Origin of the sequence: Paenibacillus silagei, from assembly GCF_017874735.1 — a bacterium.
Classification (GTDB): Bacteria; Bacillota; Bacilli; order Paenibacillales; family Paenibacillaceae; genus Paenibacillus_AQ; species Paenibacillus_AQ silagei.
In genome coordinates this window covers 213246-234428 of record NZ_JAGGLV010000001.1, presented here as the reverse complement: position 1 = coordinate 234428, position 21183 = coordinate 213246, and the positions used below count along the sequence as shown (strand labels likewise).

Genomic DNA, 21183 nt, shown 5'->3' with positions numbered 1-21183 from the left:
CGAACCGGTGTGAATCGCCGTACTTTACCATAGCTTGGCCTAGCACTTCCTGCTTCTCGGCACCCTGCTTCAAGGGTTTCGTAGAGACAGGGAGTGTTTTTGTATAAAGATAAGAATTTATATGCTTCGCGTTATAATTATCCTTATCTTTCTCGCTGAAACGGTACCGTCCTGTAAAAGGACGGCAAAGCCGTTTCTACTTGTTTGGTATAGGTACAGCAGGATCATCCTCCGGACAAAACAAAATTCACCGTGCAATCCGATTCGGGGGAACGAAATCGGATCTCACGGTGAATAAAATAGGGAGTGTTTCATATGGATCATTACCCCGGCTTCCGGGGAACGAATCAGTGCCGGCAAGGTATTTTTGTTTACGTGTGAAAGAGCGGGTTATAGAATATAAATATCACAAATTATATCCTGGTTTCCCGCGATACAGCATTAACGCACATGCTTGCCCCGCCCCCTGTTTTGGGATGATACTGGATGGATTAATGACAGCTATGTTACAGGGGATGACAGACAAGATATGAGATTCATGCAGGCCTATCCGAAGGAAATTAAAGTATTCTTGATTGCCAGTCTGATTAATGCTACCGGCAGTGCGCTGATGTGGCCGCTGGTTACAATGTATGTATTCGATGAACTGGGACGCAGTATGAAAGACGCGGGAATCGTGCTGCTGGTGCAGTCACTTGGCGGGATTGCCGGTCAGCTGCTGGGCGGTTCGTTGTATCATAAGGTAGGAGTGAACCGCCTGATTGTCGGCGCTTTGGCGATGAATGCCTTCACGCTGTTTGCCCTCCCGTGGGCGAGCGGAAGCTGGAGCGTATTCATAATCGTTATGGGTATGATGGGATTGTTCAACTCCCTCTCCCTGCCGGCGATCCAGGCGTTTATCGGTTTCCGGTTCGCGGAGCAGCGCGCAGAGCTGTTCAATATCATCTATGTTGCCAATAATATAGGGGTAGCCCTGGGAACCGCGCTGAGCGGCTTCCTGGGCAATTATATGCTGAGCTTTGTGCTTAACGGGGTGACCTCGGCCGTATTTGCCGGATTCTTCTTCGTCTATCTGCGTAAGGTAGGGACGGCTCCGGCTCACAGCACAGTATCGAAAAAGCAACCGCAGAATGAAGTGTCGGGCTGGAGACTCCTCGCCCATATACGGATCTATCTGTTCATGGCGGTGGGCTCGATGTTCCTGCTGATCGGTAATTCGATCTGGAACAGCGGAGTCTCGCCGTTCATTATCTCGGAAGGCTGGTCGAAGCAGCTGTACGGCTTCCTCTGGACGCTGAACGGTGTGCTGATCTTCGCGGCGCAGCCGCTGGTCAGCCTGATCAAGCGCGGGTTCGCGCAGACGTCAACTGCGCAGATGACAGCAAGCGCCGTCTTTTACCTGGGCGGGTATGCTGTAATTCTGTTTATACCAAGCTATCCGGGGATGCTGCTGGGTATGGTGCTGGCTACCCTTGGGGAGATGCTGATCTCTCCGGCGATGCCTTCCTTCATCTCGGAGCATGCCCAGCGCAGCGCGCCGTTCTATCTCGGGCTGAGCGGCGGAATCGGCGCAATCGGCCGTGTCATCGGGCCTTATCTGATGGGTGTTCAGTTCGACAGGGGCGGTCTTGCGCCAACCGGCTGGCTCGCTTGCGGCATGGCTGTACTATCCGTAGGATTCTTCGCGCTTCACGCCTATATGAACCGTTCAGCTGTACGGCTTGAGCGCAGGACTGCATAATCGTTCATGCTGCAACTAATCTTTTTCTATCTGCTTAGTAAGGCAAGGGGGGTATAATAATGCAACCAATTAACAGTGATGCTGCACTGCTTATCCGGCCTTCCGAAATCAGGGATGCCCGTGAGCTGATCGTGCTCGATAATATGATCTGGACGGAGAATACAACCCCGGGTCCGCTGATGTGGCGCTCGCGGGAGGACTATCTGCTGCATGCGCCGCCCGGCTCCCAGCTTGTGGCCTTGCAGGACGGGGAGCTATGTGGTTACGTTGGCTTCGGCTGTCCCAGCGGGATGGAGAGCAACCGCCATGTATGCGAGGTGAATATCGCTGTGCACCCGCGCTTTCAGCGGTTGGGTGTAGGCAGCCGATTGATCGCGGAGATCAAGCGCCATGCCGCGGGGCATGGCATCCGCAAGCTGCGGCTGCGTGTGCTCTCCTGCAATACACCGGCACTTCAGTTCTACCGCAAATGCGGATTCGAGGAAGAGGGACGGCTGCGGGAGGAATTCTACTTAAGCGGACGTTATGTGGATGAAGTATTTATGAGCTGCAGGCTGACGGGAGGAGAAGGGGATGGAGAGTGAAGTGAAGATGCAAGTCGTCTCGCTTAATGTAGGCAAGCCGAAGACGGTGGAGTACCGTGGTAAGCCGCTGGACACCGGAATCTACAAGCTGCCGGTAGCCGGGCCGCTTGCGCTTCGGGTGGGTGGGTTCACCGGAGACGGGCAAGCGGATCTGGTCAATCATGGAGGCCCTGACAAGGCAGTGTGCGTCTATCCGGTGGAGCATTATGCCCACTGGGAGGAGTGGCTTGGCCGGAAGCTGGAGGTTTCCGCCTTCGGCGAGAACATCACGGCGAGCGGACTGCTGGAGACCGAGGTGTGCATCGGGGATGTTTTTGAGATCGGTACGGCACTGCTGGAGGTCAGCCAGCCGCGCTTCCCGTGCTTCAAGCTCACGCAGAAGCATGGACCGGCGGATATGCCGGCTCAGGTGCTGTCCACGGGGTATAGCGGATTCTATTTCCGCGTGCTGCGTGAGGGCCGGGTGGCAGCCGGTGACCGGATTGTTAAGCTGGAGAGCGGTGCGGGAAGCTTCCCGGTGAGACAGGTACTGTACTCGATGGAGCATGGGCGTAAGGACCCTGCCGGGCTGGCTGAGCTGGCCGGACTGGAGAGCCTTGCGGCTGGCATCCGTGAGCGGTTCCAGAGATGGCTGGATGCGGCGGAGAGCTAAGACACTTTTCCTTCTCCACTCCACACCTGCACATGCTACTCTGTCTCTCCGCCGCCCTCAACCCGCCCTTCAAGTAAACAAGTGGAGAAACGTATCTTATCTCGCCTACTTCTGGCAAATAACCGAAAACAAGTGGAAAAAGAGCAACTAAAATAGTTAGTTCCAGCCCTGTTAGACGAAAGGTGATAAATTAAGTGTTATTTATCCAACTCCAGTCCGCGCACGGGCCAATCGTTCATCAGTAAGTGGACAAAATCCAACTATATCGGTGCTCCTGAATCCGCCAAAAGCGGGCCGGGAGCGGAAATGAGGGGCAGAAATGCCCCTGAATCCGCCGAAAGTGGGCTGGTCGCGGAAATGAGGGGCAGAAATGCCCCCGAATCCGCCAAAAGTGGGCTGGTCGCGGAAATGAGGAGCAGAAATGCCCCTGAATCCGCCGAAAGTGGGCCGGGAGCGGAAATGAGGAGCAGAAATGCCCCTGAATCCGCCAAAAGCGGGCGGGGAGCGGAAATGAGGGGCAGAAATGCCCCTGAATCCGCCAAAAGTGGGCCGGGAGCGGAAATGAGGAGCAGAAATGCCCCTGAATCCGCCGAAAGCGGGCCGGGAGCGGAAATGAGGGGCAGAAATGCCCCTGAATCCGCCGACCCGACCGACCCGTTCCCCTGTATGCTCCGCGCACCGCACCTGTGCTCTATTATCGGCAGCCCTCCCCGCTCAGGCCAGCAGCTTCCATTCGCTGCGCAGCAGGCCGTACACTGCATGGTTCACATAACCACTAGGCAGCTTCTCAGCCTGGCGGATGACCCCTTCGAAGATAAATCCCAGCCGTTCGGGGATCGCTCTGCTGGCCAGATTGCCTGTGGCACAGCGGATCTCGATGCGGTTCAGCTCAAGCTCCAGCAGGGCGTAATCGACAAAGACCCGGCAGGCGCTGGTCATATAGCCTTGTCCCTCATAGCCTTCGCCCAGCCAGTAGCCGATGCCGACCGAGCGGTTATGCCAGTCAATCTCGTGATAGCCGATAATTCCGGCCAATTCCTCCCGGACCCACAGTCCGGCAGTGAAGCCGCCGTTATCAATTCCCTGCTTCACGGAGTTCTTGATGAACGTGGTAAGATGAGCCTGCTCGGCTACGCCATCCACCCAAGGCAGCCACTGCCTGAGCCGGTGGCGGGAGCGTTCCACCAGGGCGAACATCTGACGGGCATGCTCCGGCATGAGCAGCTTCAGCTTCAGCTCTTCATCTATGACATAATTAAACATGTGGCAGCCCCCTATGCGTTGTGAGTTATAAGCCTCGCTGAACTAACGCTTCTGCCACTCCAAGGCGTAGATATCTTCCTCAAGGGCTTGCATGCGCTGAAGAGCAAGCGTGCGGCAGTCGCTAAGCGCCCCGTTGTAAATCGCCGGCCCCAGCTCCTTCAGGAAGAACTCCAACAGATTGTCTGCGGCCAGGTGGCCGATCGTTTCCCCGCGCTCCGCCTCGAAGTAGGCACGGATATTCTCATTAAGCATCTCCCGCTGCTCTTTAGGCAGTTTTACCGGTTGCATAAGCATCCCCCTTTAGCTTAATATTCCTATATTTATCATGCTACTCCATCGCCGGGAGAGAAGTCAAAGGATGCGGAGCTGAAACGGTACCGTCCTTTAAAAGGACGGCAATGCCGTTTCCGCTTGTTGAACATTCCCGGCTTAACGGGTATATTAATAGGAAACATGTTCATACAAGGAAGTAGTTATATTACAGAATGAAAGGTTGATCAATGTGGAGAACCAGGGTACACCCTCCAATTTCATTAAGAACGTCATTACCGAAGATCTCCGCTCGGGTAAGGTTAAGGAAGTCGTCACCCGCTTTCCGCCGGAGCCGAACGGTTATTTACATATCGGACATGCCAAGGCGATCTGGATTAACTTCACGCTGGCGGATGAGTTCGGCGGCAAGACCCATCTGAGATTCGATGATACGAATCCGCTCAAGGAAGATACCGAGTATGTCAATTCCATCCAGGAGGATGTGAAATGGCTCGGGTATGAATGGGAGGAGCTGCGGTTCGCCTCGGATTATTTCGGGGAGATGTATGCGCGGGCCGAGCTGCTGATCAAGAAGGGCAAGGCCTATGTCGATGATCTCAGCGCCGAGCAGATCCGTGAATTCCGGGGAACCCTGACGGAGCCGGGGCAGAACAGCCCTTACCGCGAGCGCGGGGTGGAAGAGAACCTTGATCTGTTCCACCGTATGAAGGCGGGAGAATTCAAGGACGGCGAGAAGGTTCTGCGCGCCAAAATTGACATGTCCTCTCCTAACATCAATCTGCGGGACCCGGTCATTTACCGGATCTCCCACTCCCATCACCATAATACGGGCGACGCATGGTGCATTTATCCGATGTATACCTTCGCACATCCGCTGGAGGATGCCATTGAGCATGTCACCCATTCCCTCTGTTCCCTGGAGTTCGAGGACCAGCGCCCGTTCTATGACTGGGTTGTCGCGGAATGTGACATGGAGGCTGCACCGCATCAATATGAATTCGGACGCCTTAATCTGGCCCAGACCGTTACGAGTAAGCGCAAGCTGAAGCTGCTGGTCGATGAAGGCCATGTGGACGGCTGGGATGATCCCCGCATGCCGACGATCTCCGGGCTGCGCCGCCGCGGCTATACACCGGAGGCCATCCGCAGCTTCGTGCATGAGACCGGTATCTCGAAAAGCCAGGGGCTGGTGGACCTGCAGATGCTGGAGCACTTCATCCGTGAAGATCTCAAGCTGACGGTTCCCCGGACGATGTCTGTGCTGCGGCCGCTGAAGGTGGTTATTACGAATTATCCGGAAGGCGAGACCGAATACTTCGAAATTGAGAACAATGTGGAGAACCCTGAGATGGGCAACCGCCAGATTCCGTTCTCCCGTGAGATCTATATTGAACGCGATGACTTCATGGAGATTCCGCCGAATAAGTATTTCCGCTTGTTTCCCGGCAATGAAGTGCGTCTCAAGAATGCTTATTTCATCAAGTGCAACGACTTCATCAAGGACGAGAACGGCGAAGTGGTGGAGCTGCACTGTACCTATGATCCTGAGACGAAGAGCGGCAGCGGCTTCACCGGCCGCAAGGTTAAGGGAACGCTGCACTGGGTAGATGCAGGCCAGGCTGTACCGGCGGAATTCCGCCTGTATGAGCCGCTGATCTCTGCCGAAGAGGCGGAGACGGATGCTGAAGTAGAAGGTCTGGAAGCTTCCGCTGACAAGCCGGAGCCAACCTTCCTGGATCAGCTGAATCCGAAGTCCATCGAGATCCTGCAGGGCTTCGTGGAGCCTGGGCTGAAGAACAGTGTGGCGCAGGACAAGTTCCAGTTCTTCCGTCACGGGTACTTCAACGTAGACAGCAAGTATTCGTCGCCGGAGCATCTGGTGTTCAATCTGATTGTATCCCTCAAAAGCTCCTTCCAGCCCAAAAAAGGCTAGAAGAGCTGCATATAAGCAAACAGGCTTGGTCTCCCGCCGGGAGGCCAAGCCTGTTTGCTGTATCCAAATATAAGAATTTATATGACGCTATAAATTATCCTTCTATTTCTCGCTGAAACGGTACCGTCCCATTAAAGGACGGCAAAGCCGTCTCCACTTGTGCGTATTCCTAGTCTTCCGCCAGCTCGTCCTCGGGATCAGCCGGAGGGCGGTAGCTGCCGCGAATGACAGTGAGCCACATCATTCCGAAGCCGATCGCCCCGAACAGGGCAAGAAGCGCACCGGATTGATACATCGTCTGCGCGCCGAGGGTCTGATACATCCAGCCGCCGAGGACGCCGCCAAGAATTCCGGAGATTCCGCTCCAGGTGAGCGTGTAGAGAGCCTGTCCCGAGGAACGGTAGGGCTTTGGCACCAGCAGCATAGTCAGCTGGGTTCCGACATAGAAGAAGCCGCCGAAGGTAATGGAGTGCAGCACCTGAATAAGTGCAACCTGCAGCGGAGTCGTTGCATCGGCCATCAGCCACCACCGCAGGAAGAACAGCGCGCTGACCAGCGTGAGCGAGGCGAGCAGGACAGAGATTTTGCGCCGGAGAACGTAATTGCATAGGAGCAGCACTCCCATCTCCAGGATGGAGGACAGGAACACTGCGAGACCGATCATGGTCTTGCTTCCTCCCAGCTCCGTGATGTACAGTGACACAAAGGTGTTATTCATCGTATTCGGAATCGAGACCAGGATGCCGAAGAGGATGAAGCACAGGAAGAACGGGTTATGGAAGATCTGGCTCATGCCTTTGAAGGGCAAGGGGGCAATTCCGATCGAATGGTCCAGCTTCGGCAGCGTGATTAGTGCAATCATCGCCGCACAGAGCAGTGATGCAAACAGATAGGACAGCACAGAGATGCCGGCCCATTCAATTACGGGACCGGCAAGGATGGCGGTGAAAGCCCAGCCTAGTGATCCCCATAGCCGGAAAGAGCCAAAGCTGCGGCTGGTTCCGTCAATATAGCTGAGAATCATTGTGTTGCTCTGGGCGAACAGGGGCCCCTGGAAGAAATAGAAGAACAGAATGGATATGTAGATCATTTCATATGTATTCGCCTGAAAGACAAGTTGGGTCAAGACCAGCGTTCCCGTCAGCATGACGAGGACAATCCGCCGGATATTCTGATACCGGTCACTCCAGATGCCCCAGAAGGGGTTGGCAATAATGGAGACCAGTGCGCCTACAGACATCAGGCTCCCGATCTCCAGCTTATTCATCCCTACATCCTGCAGATATAAGGGAAAGAAGCTGGTGAAGAGGACAACCGTTCCATATACGAAGAAGTTGAACCATTTCAGAGAGGTGAAAGACAGCTGCTTATCGGATTGATCCCGCAAACGTTGCACTCCTTTCCCGCTAGGATGCCTTGCATTCTTGCTGTGGCCGTCTTATGATGCCGCTGATATCACTGTAACATTTGTTGAAAAGGTATACAAACCAACTTTTATGGGGAACTACAAATCAATGGCAAAATATCTGTTTAACTTCAGTTTACATAGGTCAGTTATTCTGGGTTCTAAGGCGGAAGCGGGGCGCCACTGCTCCATACATCTATCTGCCGGAAAAGGGGATTCCTTATGACAAACAAGCAAGCACCGCAGAAGCAGGGCGCGGCCATGAGGCCGTTCCTGAAGCTGCTGCACGAAACCAAGCCATCTTATCTGCTGCTGGCGCTGGCCCTTGGCCTCAGCATCATTTCGACCCTGGTCGGTCTGGTCATTCCCATGTTCACGAAGAATCTGGTGGACGGCTTCTCGCTGGCTTCTGTCAGCAAGCTGCAGATTGCCGGCATCGCCGGAGCGTTCATTGCGCAGACCGTGGCCGGCGGAGTCTCGATCTATCTTTTGAATGCCATCGGGCAAAAAGTTGTGGCCGGGCTTCGTGACAGGCTGTGGCGCAAATTCCTGGTGCTGCCCGTCTCCTACTACAATGAGAACCGGACAGGCGAGAGCGTCAGCCGGATGACTAATGATACAGGAATTCTCAAGACACTGATCTCGGAGCATCTGGCCAGTCTGTTCACCGGCCTCATCTCCATTGTCGGCTCTGTCCTGGTGCTGTTCTATCTGAACTGGAAAATGACGCTGGTGCTGTTCACGGTGCTCCCGCTGTCGGCGCTCATTCTGGTGCCGCTGGGACGGCAGATGTACAAGATCTCCAAAGGCACGCAGGACGAGACGGCCTCCTTCACCGCTGTGCTCAGCGGTGTGTTGTCCGAAATCCGGCTGGTGAAATCCTCGGGAGCGGAGCAAAAGGAGTATGAAGCGGGACGGAAAGGGATTATGAACCTGCTGGGCTTCGGGATTCGTGAAGGCAAGATCAGCGCCCTGATCAGCCCGCTGATCTCCTTCGTCTTCATGATGCTGCTGGTGGTCATTATCGGCTATGGCGGGATGCTGGTATCCTCAGGGGTGCTCACTGCCGGTGAATTGGTCGCCTTTATTCTGTATCTGATTCAGATTATTATGCCGCTGACACAGCTGACGCAATTCTTTACCCAGCTCCAGAAGGCCAAGGGTGCCTCCGAGCGGATCATTGAGACCCTTGCTGCAGAGGAAGAGGTGTATGAAGGTGTGGAAGAGGCTGAGGGCACAGAGGGTCCGATTGCAGTGGAAGATCTCAGCTTCGGATACAAGACGGGCGAGAAGGTTCTCAGCAAGGTAAGCTTCACTATGCAGCCGGGGCAGGTGACTGCCATTGTCGGCCCGAGCGGCGGCGGTAAAACAACCCTGTTCTCGCTGCTGGAACGGTTCTATGAGCCGCAGGGCGGAGTCATCCGGCTGGACGGCAAACCGGCTTCGCTGTTCTCTCTGAAATCCTGGCGGAAGAGAATCGGTTATGTCTCACAGGAAAGTCCGCTGCTGGCCGGTACCATTGCCGAGAATCTCGGATACGGGCTGGACCGCGAGATCAGCAAGGAGGAGCTGAAGCGGGCTGCGGCCATGGCTTACGCTGACGGCTTCATTGAAGAGCTCCCGGACGGGTACAACACGGATGTCGGTGAACGCGGCGTCAAGCTGTCCGGCGGACAGCGGCAGCGGATTGCCATCGCCAGAGCATTGCTGCGCGATCCGAAGATTCTCATGCTCGATGAGGCTACCTCAAGCCTCGACAGCCAGTCGGAGGCCGTAGTGCAGAAGGCGCTGGGCAATCTGATGCAGGGCCGGACTACGATTGTGATTGCTCACAGATTAGCTACGGTGGTGAATGCGGACCAGATTATTTTTATGGAGAAGGGCCGGATCACCGGCAAAGGCACGCATGAGGAGCTGCTGAGGGACCATGAGCTGTACCGTGAATTCGCCGAGCAGCAGCTGCAAATGAACACACCTGAGCTTCTGGGCCAAGGGATAGAGGAGGGTTCTACAGACTATGGTCAAAATACTGGTAGTGGACGACGATCCGCACATCCGCGAATTGGTGGGAGTGTTCCTGAGAGCTGAAGGGATGGCCGAGGTGCTGAGCGCTTCTGACGGACTGGAGGCGCTGCGGCTGCTCGAAGAGACTGCGGCGGATATGGCGATCATTGATATTATGATGCCGAATATGGACGGCTGGGAGCTGTGCCGGGAGCTGCGGGGGCGGTATGATTTCCCTATTCTGATGCTGACGGCCAAAGGGGAGACCTCGCAGATTGTCAAAGGCTTCGAGCTGGGCACAGACGACTATCTGGTCAAGCCGTTTGAGCCGCCTGTGCTGATCGCCAGGGTCAAAGCCCTGCTGAAGCGTTACCAGATTTCAGCCGCCCAGAGTGTTAACGTTGGCAGTCTGCGGATGAATCGCGCCACCTATGAGGTGCTGTCCGAGCATGGCGAGTTCACGCTGCCGCTGAAGGAATTCGAGCTGCTCTTCAAGCTGGCCAGTTACCGGGGGCAGACGCTGACCCGTGACCGGCTGATTGAAGAGATCTGGGGCTACGATTACGAAGGCAATGAGCGGACGCTGGATGTTCATGTGGGCCGTCTGCGCGAGCGGTTTCCGCAGGAGCGATTCGGATTCTCCATTCGCACGATCCGGGGGCTTGGCTACCGGCTGGAGGGATAGGCATGAAGCGCAGAGCCAAGAAGATATGGGAGAAAGTCAAAATAGTTGGACCTATAGCCGGACTATTGAGCATGTTCTTTATCACCTGGAACGGGAGCTATTTCGGCTCAAGGCTGCTGGTCCATTATTTTCACTGGTCCTTCTCCGAATATGGGTATCACCTGTTTGTGATGGCGATGCAGATTATCATCTTTTTCGTCTGCGGGGCGATGATTGCCTTCGCTACACGCGGCAAGGATCAGAACTTCTATAGGCCGATCCTTACAGCCATGCGGCAGATCTCTCAAGGCAACTTCAAGATTGAACTGGAGAACAGCGGCCAGTACCGGCAGTTCGGAGGGATTGTGGAAGGGATCAACGAAATGGCGAGTGAGCTGAGCCGGATGGAGCTGATGCGGCAGGACTTCATCGCCAGCGTATCCCATGAGATCCAGTCGCCGCTGACCTCGATCCGCGGATTCGCTGCCGCGCTGCAAGAGGAGAACCTTAGTCCGGAGATCCGCAAGCATTACCTGGATATTATTGAAGCGGAGAGCCGCCGTCTGTCCGGCCTGAGCGACAATCTGCTGAAGCTGTCCGTGCTGGAGGCAGAGAGCTTCCCGTTCGAGCGGAAGCCTTATAGGCTGGATAAGCAAGTGCAGGCGATGATCCTAGCTGCTGAGCCGCAGTGGCTGGGCAAGGAGATCGAGGTGGAGGCCGAGCTTCAGGAGACCACCGTGACTGCGGTGCAGGATCTGCTGAGCCAGGTATGGACCAACCTGCTGCATAACAGCATCAAATTCACCCCCCAGGGCGGACGGATCACCGTCATTGTACGCAGCATGGGGGAATGGGCCGAGGTGGAGGTCAGGGACAGCGGGATCGGCATGAGCGAAGAGGAGCTGGAGCGGATCTTCGAACGGTTCTATAAGGCGGACAAGTCCAGAAGCGTCAGCAGCGGGAGCGGAAGCGGGCTGGGCCTCCCGCTCGTGAAGAAGATCGTGGAGCTCCATGAAGGCAGCGTAGACGTAACGAGCCGTCCCGGAGAGGGGACGGCGTTCATCGTGCGGCTGCCGCAGCAGAGCGGATGAGCCATGAACCCGCCGTTCAGGCGAATAATCAGCGCCGGTACTTCAGCCGGGTATTCACTGGCCAGGAGGCCGGTTAAATTAGTACAGTGTCAGGTTTAAAATAGTGGAGTAGAAGCAACTCCCCTTCAAATTACATCTTTTCTAAGCGGGGGTGTTCTTCAGGGGCGTTGGCTTAGCGTAACGGACTGAGGTGCTCTTATTTGGGAAGAAAGTCGCCAACTGGGCGAGTAACGGACTCCACAGGCCTTATCCTTTAGACTTCGGCTCCGAAACGTCTCAGATTGAAACAATAAGGCCACTGAGTCCGTTACACTGCAAAAAGTGGCATTTTCGTGGGGATAAAGTCTCTCCGGTCCGTTAGACCTTGGGGTGGATAGGGTTTCCCATCCGAACAGCATAGCCCCGCACCCAGGATAGGCAGAACATACTGTCATGGGTGCGGGGCTATTTACGCAGCCGTACTCGGTTGAATCCGTCTGTGCTGTCTCAATCACAGTCCCCGCCGGATCAGCTCTGCCAGCAGGGGGATGCTGCGCTCCAGTTCGGCCGCAGAGGCATAAGCGTAGGACAGCCTGAGATGCCGCCGGTCGCTGCGGTCATACAGATCGCCTGTATTCAGCAGCAGTCCGGCACGTAGCGCTGCGGTGAATAGCTTGCGCGGGGAGACAGCCTGGCGGAGAGACAGCCAGATATAGAAGCCTCCTGCCGGCACGTTCCAGCTTGCCAGTCCGGTGCAATGGAGCTGCAGCAGCTCAAGCATGTGGTCGCGGCGCGCGCGTAGTCTGCCGCGCAGCACATGCAGGTGCTCTTCATGATAGCCGCCCGTAAGCCAGCTGGCGGCAGCCAGTTGAGACAGGGAGCTTGCACCATAATCACTCTGCATCTTGATGTCGGCCAGCCGCCGGACTACCGGCTCGGGTCCGGCAATCCAGCCGATGCGCAGACCGGGGCTGGCGGCCTTGGACAGAGTGCCCAGATGCAGGACCCGTCCCTCCTGGTCCAGCGCCTTCAGCGGAGGCGGAGGCGGAGCGTCCAGCCATAATTCCTGGTAGGCCCCATCTTCCAGAATGGGCAGCCCAAGTCTGCCTTTGACCTCCATCAGCTCCTGGCGGCGCCCCTTATCCATGAGGATTCCGGTCGGATTGTGAAAGGAAGGGATGCTGTAGAGCATCGCCGCCTTAGTGCGGATCGCCTCAGCCGTGAGGTATTCCGGGATCAGACCACGCCCGTCCATAGGCAGGCCGCTGAATTTCACCCCCGCAGACTGAAAGGCATGAATCGAATACAGATAAGACGGCTTCTCCAGCAGGATAGAAGAGCCGCGCGGCAGCAGCCCGAGGGCAATGAGCTGAAGCCCCTGAAGGGCACCGGAGGTAATCAGAATGGAGTCCGGGCCAGCGGTAATGCCGCTCCGGGCCAGTAACTGGCTGACCGCCGCCCGCAGCGCCGGACTACCGAGCGGCTCCTCATAGGAGAGTGGGGGAAGAACGCGCTGCGCGAGTCCGGCCAGCACCTCGTTCATTGCTGCCCCGGGCAGCAGCTCGGGTGCTGGCTCACCCGTGCCAAGGCGGATCAGGCCCGGCTCATATTCGAGCCGGTTAATGTCCTGGATGGTGGGCAGGTTGGGATAGTGAATCCCCTCCTCCACATAGTCATTCCAGTTGCCTGAGTGTTCCGGCTCAGGGGGCACCTCTTCCCCGTCTTCTCCGCATTCTCCGGCGGAACCAAGGGAAGCCGGGAGCACAGAACGTATGCCTGTAACTATCGTTCCGCCCCCGCGTCTGCCTTCAATCAGGCCGAGGGCGGTCAGCTGCCCCAGCGCTGTAACCACCGTACTGCGGTTCACTCCAAGCTGGCGGGACAGCTCCCGCTGCGGAGCCAGACGCATACCGGCAGGCCAGGCCCCGGTGCTGATCTTGGTCAGGAAGTAGGCGTAGATCTGACCATGCAGCGGCAGCGGAGAAGCCGGGTCCGGCTTCCAGGTGTCCGGCAGACCGGAGCCAGCGCCCGCTTGCTGCGCTTCAGGAGCTGCGGGCCGGGAAGCCTCCGAATGTACGGATTGGCCGGGCGTGCTTAAGTCTGTATGGTTGGAGCGTTGTGAATGTGTCAAGGGCAGGCTCCTTCCGGACGAATGATTGTAGACAATTAGCAGTTATCATGCCAAGGGCGAAAAACCGAATACATTGTGCCACTGCCAAGGCAACCGGCTCCATTGTATGCGAAAAACTGAACACATCGGCCATGCGCCTGCGTGCCACCACAATGTATGTTGTTTTCCGCATACATTTGGCCCACGAGCCTGTGTGCCACCACAATGTATGCTGTTTTTCGCATACATTTGGCCCATGCGCCTGCGTGCCGCCACAATGTATGCTGTTTTCCGCATACATTTGGCCCATGCGCCTGCGTGCCACCACAATGTATGTTGTTTTCCGCATACATTTGGCCCATGCGCCTACGTGCCACCACAATGTATGTTGTTTTCCGCATACATTTGGCCCACGCGCCTGTGTGCCACCACAATGTATGTTGTTTTCCGCATACATTTGGCCCATGCGCCTGCGTGCCACCACAATGTATGTTGTTTTTAACATACATTGTGTCACTACTAAGGTAACCGGCCGATTGTATGCGAAAAACCGAACACATTGCTCACTGCGCAGGCTACCGAGCGATTGTCCCCCTTCACAGCCGCTGTTGACTAACATAATCCCTCATTGCTTGCTTTCCTTCTCTCTTTCGTTCTTCCAGTCTACCATGATTTCTCCCCTTTCATTCATCTTGGTTGGTATGTGTCGATAAACTTGGATGGTTACGGTAGCTGCTGTGGCAGGGTACGATCAGTAGGCTATAACCGGAGGAAGCCTGGGAGGTTTGTTTATCGGGAAGCAACAATAGGAAGATATAAGGGGGAAAAGAAATGGTGCAGGCCATTCTACATGGAATTATCCTGGCCTTCGGGCTGATTCTGCCGCTGGGCGTGCAGAATATATTCGTTTTTAATCAAGGGGCACAGCATACCAGATTCCGTAGTGTACTGCCTATCGTACTAACGGCAGCGATATGCGATACGCTGCTTATCGCTGCGGCAGTCGGCGGTGTTTCGCTGGTCATTTTATCGCTGCGCGGGGTCACGCCTGTTATATATGGTGCGGGCATTCTGTTCCTCACCTTCATGGGCTGGAGAATCTGGCGCTCCGATCCGGCGAAGGATGAGTCGGGCCGCCTCTCCCCGAAGGGACAGATCCTTTATGCGCTGTCTGTGTCCCTCCTGAACCCGCACGCCCTGCTGGATACGGTGGGCGTGATCGGGACCAGCTCGCTGCAATACGATGGTGCGGTGCGCTGGATATTCGCGGCGGCGACAGTGGCCGTCTCCTGGCTTTGGTTCCTGGGTCTTGCTGCAGCGGGCCGCCAGCTCGGCAGGCTGGATGCTTCCGGCAAGGTTATGAAGGGGCTGAATACCGTTTCCGCCCTGCTGATCTGGGGGATCGCCGTCTACATGGGGGTTCAGCTGTGGGGGCTGTTGTATGGCTAAGTGATTCCCCCTTAATTAGTCTTTGCTCAATAGATCTGTTAATTCTTTAGAGCTGCGATCTTTTAATTTCAACATTTTTTCGCTATTACTATCTTTAATCAAAAATCCACTTTTGGTTTTAAAATCTAAATAAAGGCTGAATCTCACAACTTCGGTATCCGCGTAAGTAACATTCATTCGATACGTTGGTGGACCCACATCAACAGCCCCGCGCACTTTTTTCACAGTTCTTATAGCATGGTTGAATACCCGGATGCTATCGTTATCAGTGTAAGTAGTTTCAGCTGTTTCAGAAGTAAGAGTGACGCTAACAATCTCAGGATTTGGTCTGACTAAAACATATATTAAAACAAGTAATAGTATTAATGAAATTGAAATGATGCCGATTTTTCTCATAAACGCTCCCCCTTGTAGCAATCTTGTAGATCCTTGGATACCTCTATGTATGCTCTGGACCTTTTTGGGAAAAAGAGTGCCGTTTAACATAGTTTCGGCCTGTATCCGTAAGATTCGGCAAGCCGCTTGCCAAACTGTTTCGAATTCTTCACACTTTCGAGCTATAGTTGTTTTATTTGACTTTATTCTATTGACGGTTGAAATCCCATCCTCTACCATACAGATATAAACATAATGTTCTAAATTATGGAATGTGGGAGGTGGTGTTGCTTTGAAGCCTGCAGTCATGATTCGAGACCAGCTTGCAGATTATTTAACCCAGCATGGGCTGTCCATTAATCAGTTCGCCATAAGATCCGGCATTAATTCCGGGACACTGAGCCGGATTATTAATGGCCATCAGCCCATTGCCATGAGCCATCTGGAGTTAATCACTGCAGGAATGGGGCTTAGTGAGGATTTTTTTTACAGCCTATATGTGGAGGAATGCTTCTATTATTCGGCACCGACCTGGCGGCGGCTTCGCCCGTTCATTGTGAAATGTGCGGAACTGGGGCGTACGGATTGTATTGAGCTGCTGGTTCAGAACTTGCTGGATAATCTGACGTATGTCCCCATGCTGTACGAGGTTGCGGAAGGCTTGTTCCAGCAGGGCCACTGGCCGGCGGCTGCACTGCTCTATGAGAATGTTAGCGCCAGCGAGAAATACCAGTATTCTGAACGCTTGGCCACCTGCCAATACCGTCTGTTCCAGATTGCCCTGGGTGATGACCAGAGCACGAACCTGCGCGCGGCAACTCTGTTCGAGAGCTACATTCCGCGCCTGAATGAGGCGGATCAGTTGGATGGGTTGAAGGATCTTATGCATGTCTACTATACACTGCAACTGTGGAATAAAGTAAATGAGCTTGCTATTGAGCTGCTTCGGCTTGCGACAATCCGGTACGATCTGTATTGTAACCCGAAATATAAAGAGGCAGTGAAGAGCGGAGAAAGACCTCTTTGCTTTTATATATTGTATGCTCATCTAATGCGTTCCAATGTATACGAGGAATATGGAGACTACAAAAAGGCTCTTGAACTTGTTCCTTTATATTCCGACGTAGATTGGATACATGAAGAAAGTGAAGAAGCGAAGAGGACTGTAACGCAATTTCAGGAATGGGGTAAGGCTAATACTTACTTGTATCGGTTACTGGATGGACAGCTAGAGGTATTAGATGATTATGTTAATTATATTTCCACGCAACAAGGTGAGATCTTCACAGCTTTATTTTATATCGTCAAATCTGCGAATCTGTATAACTGGAGTGTAGACTCTGTCCTGGAGCGCTTCTCTGATTATATGCCATATAGGATACATCTTAATGAGTTCGGAGCGTACAATCAGCAGATTAAAGCTGACCAACATGCTCGATTTCTTGTTGAGCTGGGAGTCTATTATTTACGGAATAGTCGTAGTGAAGGCATTGGATATATCCTACGAAGTTTGGAATCATCATCTAAACTTAATAATGAGAGCATGATCTTCAAATGTGTTGATTTATTCGAGCAGAACAGGCATATTGCCGGGGAAGATGAACAGATGCAATACAAAATCTTAATAAAAGAGGTACGGGATGCAAATGAAAAGAAAACTCATATTAATGCTAGCCTCGTGTAGTATTGTTGTTCTGATTACTATGCCTCTAGCAGAACCAGCAAGCAAACCTATACAGCAACAAATGATTGAAACCATGGGTCATGGCACGGGCGCCTGAATAAGCGCAAGAATTATAAATAGTATCATTTTAGGCGTCTTCTGCTAATGCAGGGGCGTCTTTTTTATGGACAACTTCTATCTCGTCAGAGCTTTGTCAATATATTCACTTTAACAGATAATGCAATCAGTCCATTATTTTGTAGTTTTACATAAAAATCTATAATGTTGCATAAGGAGGCGGGATTCCCATGCATAGTCCAGCAATCGTTAGAATTCGCATAGAGCAAGCTAGAAGTAAGCTTCATACATTACATATTCAATATGGCGGTTTCAATCATCCTGAGGTCTTGCGGCAATCCGTGGTGCTGGATGAGCTGCTCAATGCCTACGATAATGCCTACCGGATGAATAAAAGGCCGCCTGCTTAAACAGTGCTTCAAGAAACAATCGGAGAGTCAGATATAAGTTCCATTGGACACGTGTATAAAAAAGGTGGTAACTGCTGTGGAGCATACAGTCAAAATTCGAGACGAGATAGCGGCGTATCTCACAAAACATAAACTGTCTATTAATCAGTTTGCGATTGCCAGCGGAATTCATTCCGGCACACTCAGCCGGGTAATGAAAGGCCAGCAGGCCTTAGCGATGAACCATCTGACCCGCGTGACCAGCGGGATGGGGCTGCCGGAGGATTACTTTTACAGTCAGTATGTTGATGAATGTCTATACGATTCGACGCCGACTTGGCGGCGTTTACGGCCATTCCTGCTGCAATGCGCGGCGCTATCGCGTCTGGATTGCATTGAGCGGGTGGCACAAAATTTACTGGATAATCTGCTGTATGCACCGCTGCTGTTCGAGGTTGCGGAGGAGTTATTTGAGCAGAAAAACTGGCAGGCCGCAGCACTAATCTACGAAAATGTGGGAGCCAGCGAGAAATACCAGCATTCCGAACGGCTGGCGCTCTGCCAGTATCGGCTCTTCCTCATTAATCTGGGCGATGATCCGCAGAAAAATCTAATCGCTGCTACTATATTAGAGAATTATGTCGATAAGCTGGATGAAGTCAATCAGTTGGATGCGCTGAAGCAGTTGGCTAATTTATACAGTGGGCTTCAGGCGTGGGACAAAGTATCTCAGTCTGTAGAAGAACTGCTAAGAGTCGCCACTGTTCAATATGAACTCCACGGACAAGTGCATCGTAAGCATAGTAGCAATCAATTTTATAAAAAGCCGCTGTATACATATATTTTATATGCTCAGCTTATGAGATCCTGTGTTTATGAAGAGCTGGGCGACTATAAAACCGCACTGGATATGGTACCTCAGTACATGGATCACAGCTGGATACGGGAAGATGACGAAGAAGCAAGACGTATTAAGGCTCAATATATAGAATGGGGAACGGCTAATACGTACCTTTACCGCTTAATGGATGGGCAGATTGAGGTGCTGGAAGAATATATAGAGTATATCTCCACCTGTGAGAACGAGATTTTTATGGCGCTGTTCAAGATCGTTCAATTGGCTAATCAGTATAAGTGGGACGTGGATCATGTGATACAGAGATTTGCGGACTACATTCCTTACCGGAAGGTTTATAGTATCTTTGGTGAGCACAACAAGTTCATTCATGAAAAAAACTACACCCAATTCTGCAGCGAGCTGGCGACCTACTATCTATCCCGCAAGCGGTACAAAGGCGATGATGTGATTATGCAAAGCGTAGACTTATCCGCCAAATTAGACAGCGAGCAGCAAGTGATCCGGGGGACCATATCCGTGGATTTCGAGATTGCGATTTCGGATATTCCGAAGTCGGGCTGAAGTATTCAGGAACGGCTTAAACTATAGATCCTCCATACATAACGGCTGAGAATCCTTCAAGGAATCTCGGCCGTTGTGCGTTGGGTACAGCACAGAATGATATTATAGATTTCCAAAAATGAAATATTATTGAGACCATTATGAGAACTTTCCGCAGGCAGTCTAGCCTATGATGGATAAATAGGTTTCTGAAGTATGGGGAGGAATTAAGAATGAACAATAAAAGAAGATTATTGGCGAGTGTCGTATTAATAGAAATATTGTTAGTTGGTTGTAGTCAGGTTAGTAACATATCTTCTTCTGATCCAGCCCCGACCGGTAAGCCGTCTGTGACTGAGCCGATCCAAACCGTAAATGCTGATAACGATCCAGGAGAGAAGGACAATCTAGAGGAGCAACAAGGTGAACTGTTAAGTTACACCGATGAGCAAATAAACGAAATCCTTACTGCTGCGAAGAAAGCTGGACTTAGTAAAGTGTACATACCCACAGTTGGCTTGGGTGTTGACGACTACCTGCATAGCGTTAAGGCTGGAGAAAATGAAGTTAATCTCTCGTTTATTCGTGGTTTAATTACGGAGTCTTCCAGAGAGCTTGAACCGTTACACGAAATTGAAACAACAAGAAAAGTTCAGCTTACTCAAACCATAACGGGAAATTGGATTAAGGAAAAAGGGTCCCAGGAGTTCTTATATTTTGAGATTGATGGAATTTACTTTAGCATGAAATCTGCCAAACAAATTGATCCAGAGGCTTATGAAAAGGCTGTTGCTTCAATGAGTGTGTTGGAGTAGCTTAACACTTTAACTATGAATCTATTCTAAACAAGCAGGCCCATGAACTTGTTCATGGGCCTATTACATTTGTCGCCGTGCCCTACCCGCCAATCTGCGACATGCGGCGGGCGGTGGGGGTGTGGCTCTGGGCTTTGTGCTCCAGGGCCAGCGCCATCTCATGATTATGCGGCTTGTTGCCTAGCGCCTCGCGGAACAGGGCCTGCACCGCCGCAGGGGAGCTGATCAGCGGGCGCACATTATATTCGTCCTGCCAGTACAGGCAGGCTTTGATGTTGCCGTCGGCGGTTAGGCGCAGGCGGTTACAATTGTCGCAAAAATGCTCGCTGACCGGATGGATCAGCCCGAAGGTTCCCTTCGCGCCGGTGACCCGCCGGTTCTGGGAAGGGCCATTCCCGGAGGGCATGTCGGCCTCCTCGGTGGTCCAGCCAGTTTCCTTGCAGGCCGCTACTACAGTCTCCAGCGGCAGATAGGTCTGCCGCCAGGCATCGCTGGCGCTGCCAATCGGCATGTATTCAATGAACCGCACATTCAGCGGGCTATTCAGTGTCAGGGCGATGAAGTCCTTGATCTCGTCATCGTTAATGCCTTTCATCAGCACGACATTCAGCTTGATCGGGGACAGGCCGGCGGCTTCTGCGGCTTCAATTCCCTTCAGCACCTTGGCAACATCGCCGCCGCGGGTAATCATCGAGAAGCGGTCCGGCCGCAGCGAATCCAGGCTGATGTTCACCCGGGACAGCCCGGCCTGCTTCAGGATAGCCGCTTTGGCTGGCAGCATCAGCCCGTTCGTCGTCAATGATATGTCATCTATGCCGGGTATGACGGCGATCATAGAGACCAGCTTCTCCAGATCCTTGCGGACCAGCGGTTCGCCCCCCGTCAGCCGGACCTTCCGCAGGCCCAGGGGCGCAAGCGCCTCCACCACAGCGGCAATCTCCTCGTAGCTCATAATCTCGTCCTGCGGCTGGAATTGCATTCCTTCGGCGGGCATACAATAGATACAGCGCAGGTTGCAGCGGTCAGTAACCGAGATGCGTAGGTAATCATGTATGCGTCCAAAAGGGTCAGTCAGCGGCTCCATAGCGTTGCTCCTTCACCTGTTGATTTTAGTTTAAATTTTAAAGAAACCATTCCGCCGCGTCAATGCACAACGGACAATCTAAAGCATAGGGGGACAGAAGGCCAAAGCAGCAGCCTAATTATGACAAAAGTGCGACAATTCCAGGGAATGGTCATAGAATGCTCACCGAAAGCGCTTATCATATTCGATATAATTTAGGTGCGGAAGATTCAAACTTTAGATACTTTTACTT

The 21183-nt window shown here is 53.1% G+C and carries 18 protein-coding genes; 12 read left to right on the top strand and 6 right to left on the bottom strand.

The window, feature by feature from the left end; translation table 11 throughout:
* Positions 1-529: 529 nt before the first annotated feature.
* From J2Z70_RS00960 to J2Z70_RS00950, 3 genes are read left to right on the top strand one after another with little or no spacing between them, the layout of a single operon-like run.
* Positions 530-1741 carry an MFS transporter gene (locus J2Z70_RS00960; RefSeq protein ID WP_209868511.1) on the top strand — a complete coding sequence of 404 codons (1212 nt, stop codon included), beginning with the start codon at positions 530-532 and terminating at the stop codon, positions 1739-1741.
* A 59-nt stretch (positions 1742-1800) separates the two neighbouring features.
* Positions 1801-2325, top strand: coding sequence for a GNAT family N-acetyltransferase (locus tag J2Z70_RS00955; RefSeq protein WP_036726156.1), 525 nt, complete (start codon positions 1801-1803; stop codon positions 2323-2325).
* A complete protein-coding gene (locus J2Z70_RS00950) occupies positions 2315-2977 on the top strand; it encodes an MOSC domain-containing protein (protein ID WP_235191902.1) in 663 nt (220 codons plus the stop codon). Before J2Z70_RS00955 ends, J2Z70_RS00950 begins: the two co-directional genes overlap by 11 nt.
* A 714-nt stretch (positions 2978-3691) precedes the next feature.
* On the opposite strand, the gene J2Z70_RS00945 is transcribed toward J2Z70_RS00950, so the two are convergent.
* Together J2Z70_RS00945 and J2Z70_RS00940 are read right to left on the bottom strand one after the other, a co-directional pair.
* Positions 3692-4240 carry a GNAT family N-acetyltransferase gene (locus J2Z70_RS00945; RefSeq protein WP_209868510.1) on the bottom strand — a complete coding sequence of 183 codons (549 nt, stop codon included), beginning with the start codon at positions 4238-4240 and terminating at the stop codon, positions 3692-3694.
* 42 nt (positions 4241-4282) lie between these two features.
* A complete protein-coding gene (locus tag J2Z70_RS00940) occupies positions 4283-4528 on the bottom strand; it encodes a DUF2164 domain-containing protein (RefSeq protein WP_209868508.1) in 246 nt (81 codons plus the stop codon).
* Positions 4529-4742: 214 nt separating this feature from the next.
* Here J2Z70_RS00940 and J2Z70_RS00935 point away from each other — a divergent pair, with 214 nt between their 5' ends.
* Entirely contained in the window at positions 4743-6446 is a 1704-nt protein-coding gene (locus J2Z70_RS00935; protein ID WP_209869292.1) for a glutamine--tRNA ligase/YqeY domain fusion protein, read from the top strand.
* A gap of 169 nt (positions 6447-6615) precedes the next feature.
* On the opposite strand, the gene J2Z70_RS00930 is transcribed toward J2Z70_RS00935, so the two are convergent.
* Positions 6616-7833 carry an MFS transporter gene (locus tag J2Z70_RS00930; RefSeq protein ID WP_036726163.1) on the bottom strand — a complete coding sequence of 406 codons (1218 nt, stop codon included), beginning with the start codon at positions 7831-7833 and terminating at the stop codon, positions 6616-6618.
* 240 nt (positions 7834-8073) lie between these two features.
* Here J2Z70_RS00930 and J2Z70_RS00925 point away from each other — a divergent pair, with 240 nt between their 5' ends.
* The 3 genes from J2Z70_RS00925 to J2Z70_RS00915 are packed head-to-tail and all read left to right on the top strand — an operon-like array spanning position 8074 to position 11610.
* Complete coding sequence (locus J2Z70_RS00925) at positions 8074-9939, top strand: ABC transporter ATP-binding protein (RefSeq protein ID WP_209868507.1); 1866 nt, start codon at positions 8074-8076, stop codon at positions 9937-9939.
* A complete protein-coding gene (locus J2Z70_RS00920; protein ID WP_209868505.1) occupies positions 9869-10540 on the top strand; it encodes a response regulator transcription factor in 672 nt (223 codons plus the stop codon). The genes J2Z70_RS00925 and J2Z70_RS00920 overlap by 71 nt, the downstream gene beginning before the upstream one ends.
* 2 nt (positions 10541-10542) lie before the next feature.
* Positions 10543-11610, top strand: coding sequence for a sensor histidine kinase (locus J2Z70_RS00915; protein ID WP_209868502.1), 1068 nt, complete (start codon positions 10543-10545; stop codon positions 11608-11610).
* A 490-nt stretch (positions 11611-12100) separates the two neighbouring features.
* Here the strand turns inward: J2Z70_RS00915 and J2Z70_RS00910 are convergent, their stop codons facing one another.
* A complete protein-coding gene (locus tag J2Z70_RS00910) occupies positions 12101-13720 on the bottom strand; it encodes an aminotransferase-like domain-containing protein (protein ID WP_342592969.1) in 1620 nt (539 codons plus the stop codon).
* Between the two features lie 810 nt (positions 13721-14530).
* Between J2Z70_RS00910 and J2Z70_RS00905 the strand changes: the two genes are divergently transcribed.
* Positions 14531-15148 carry a LysE/ArgO family amino acid transporter gene (locus J2Z70_RS00905; RefSeq protein WP_209868499.1) on the top strand — a complete coding sequence of 206 codons (618 nt, stop codon included), beginning with the start codon at positions 14531-14533 and terminating at the stop codon, positions 15146-15148.
* Between the two features lie 15 nt (positions 15149-15163).
* Here J2Z70_RS00905 and J2Z70_RS00900 read toward each other — a convergent pair whose 3' ends face one another.
* Positions 15164-15832 carry a YhfM domain-containing protein gene (locus J2Z70_RS00900; RefSeq protein WP_209869357.1) on the bottom strand — a complete coding sequence of 223 codons (669 nt, stop codon included), beginning with the start codon at positions 15830-15832 and terminating at the stop codon, positions 15164-15166.
* Here J2Z70_RS00900 and J2Z70_RS00895 point away from each other — a divergent pair.
* The 4 genes from J2Z70_RS00895 to J2Z70_RS00880 all read left to right on the top strand — a co-directional run bounded on the left by J2Z70_RS00895 (position 15831) and on the right by J2Z70_RS00880 (position 19867).
* Positions 15831-17207, top strand: coding sequence for a helix-turn-helix domain-containing protein (locus J2Z70_RS00895; RefSeq protein WP_209869286.1), 1377 nt, complete (start codon positions 15831-15833; stop codon positions 17205-17207). The genes J2Z70_RS00900 and J2Z70_RS00895 overlap by 2 nt on opposite strands.
* A gap of 287 nt (positions 17208-17494) precedes the next feature.
* On the top strand, positions 17495-17674 hold the full coding sequence (locus J2Z70_RS00890) for an aspartyl-phosphate phosphatase Spo0E family protein (protein WP_036726170.1): 180 nt from the start codon (positions 17495-17497) through the stop codon (positions 17672-17674).
* 76 nt (positions 17675-17750) lie between these two features.
* Positions 17751-19073 carry a helix-turn-helix domain-containing protein gene (locus J2Z70_RS00885; protein ID WP_209868497.1) on the top strand — a complete coding sequence of 441 codons (1323 nt, stop codon included), beginning with the start codon at positions 17751-17753 and terminating at the stop codon, positions 19071-19073.
* Positions 19074-19285: 212 nt separating this feature from the next.
* Positions 19286-19867, top strand: coding sequence for a hypothetical protein (locus tag J2Z70_RS00880; RefSeq protein WP_209868495.1), 582 nt, complete (start codon positions 19286-19288; stop codon positions 19865-19867).
* Positions 19868-19949: 82 nt separating this feature from the next.
* Here the strand turns inward: J2Z70_RS00880 and moaA are convergent, their stop codons facing one another.
* On the bottom strand, positions 19950-20951 hold the full coding sequence (gene moaA / locus J2Z70_RS00875) for a GTP 3',8-cyclase MoaA (RefSeq protein ID WP_209868493.1): 1002 nt from the start codon (positions 20949-20951) through the stop codon (positions 19950-19952).
* Positions 20952-21183 lie beyond the last annotated feature (232 nt).

Excerpts from the sequence above, each read along its gene's own strand:
- J2Z70_RS00945 (WP_209868510.1), bottom strand. The coding sequence starts at position 4,240 with ATGTTTAATTATGTCATAGATGAAGAGCTGAAGCTGAAGCTGCTCATG.
- J2Z70_RS00925 (WP_209868507.1), top strand. The coding sequence starts at position 8,074 with ATGACAAACAAGCAAGCACCGCAGAAGCAGGGCGCGGCCATGAGGCCG.
- J2Z70_RS00880 (WP_209868495.1), top strand. The coding sequence starts at position 19,286 with ATGAACAATAAAAGAAGATTATTGGCGAGTGTCGTATTAATAGAAATA.
- J2Z70_RS00890 (WP_036726170.1), top strand. The coding sequence starts at position 17,495 with ATGCATAGTCCAGCAATCGTTAGAATTCGCATAGAGCAAGCTAGAAGT.
- J2Z70_RS00895 (WP_209869286.1), top strand. The coding sequence starts at position 15,831 with ATGATTCGAGACCAGCTTGCAGATTATTTAACCCAGCATGGGCTGTCC.
- J2Z70_RS00950 (WP_235191902.1), top strand. The coding sequence starts at position 2,315 with ATGGAGAGTGAAGTGAAGATGCAAGTCGTCTCGCTTAATGTAGGCAAG.
- J2Z70_RS00905 (WP_209868499.1), top strand. The coding sequence starts at position 14,531 with ATGGTGCAGGCCATTCTACATGGAATTATCCTGGCCTTCGGGCTGATT.
- J2Z70_RS00900 (WP_209869357.1), bottom strand. The coding sequence starts at position 15,832 with ATGACTGCAGGCTTCAAAGCAACACCACCTCCCACATTCCATAATTTA.
- J2Z70_RS00920 (WP_209868505.1), top strand. The coding sequence starts at position 9,869 with ATGGTCAAAATACTGGTAGTGGACGACGATCCGCACATCCGCGAATTG.
- moaA (WP_209868493.1), bottom strand. The coding sequence starts at position 20,951 with ATGGAGCCGCTGACTGACCCTTTTGGACGCATACATGATTACCTACGC.
- J2Z70_RS00915 (WP_209868502.1), top strand. The coding sequence starts at position 10,543 with ATGAAGCGCAGAGCCAAGAAGATATGGGAGAAAGTCAAAATAGTTGGA.
- J2Z70_RS00960 (WP_209868511.1), top strand. The coding sequence starts at position 530 with ATGAGATTCATGCAGGCCTATCCGAAGGAAATTAAAGTATTCTTGATT.
- J2Z70_RS00940 (WP_209868508.1), bottom strand. The coding sequence starts at position 4,528 with ATGCAACCGGTAAAACTGCCTAAAGAGCAGCGGGAGATGCTTAATGAG.
- J2Z70_RS00955 (WP_036726156.1), top strand. The coding sequence starts at position 1,801 with ATGCAACCAATTAACAGTGATGCTGCACTGCTTATCCGGCCTTCCGAA.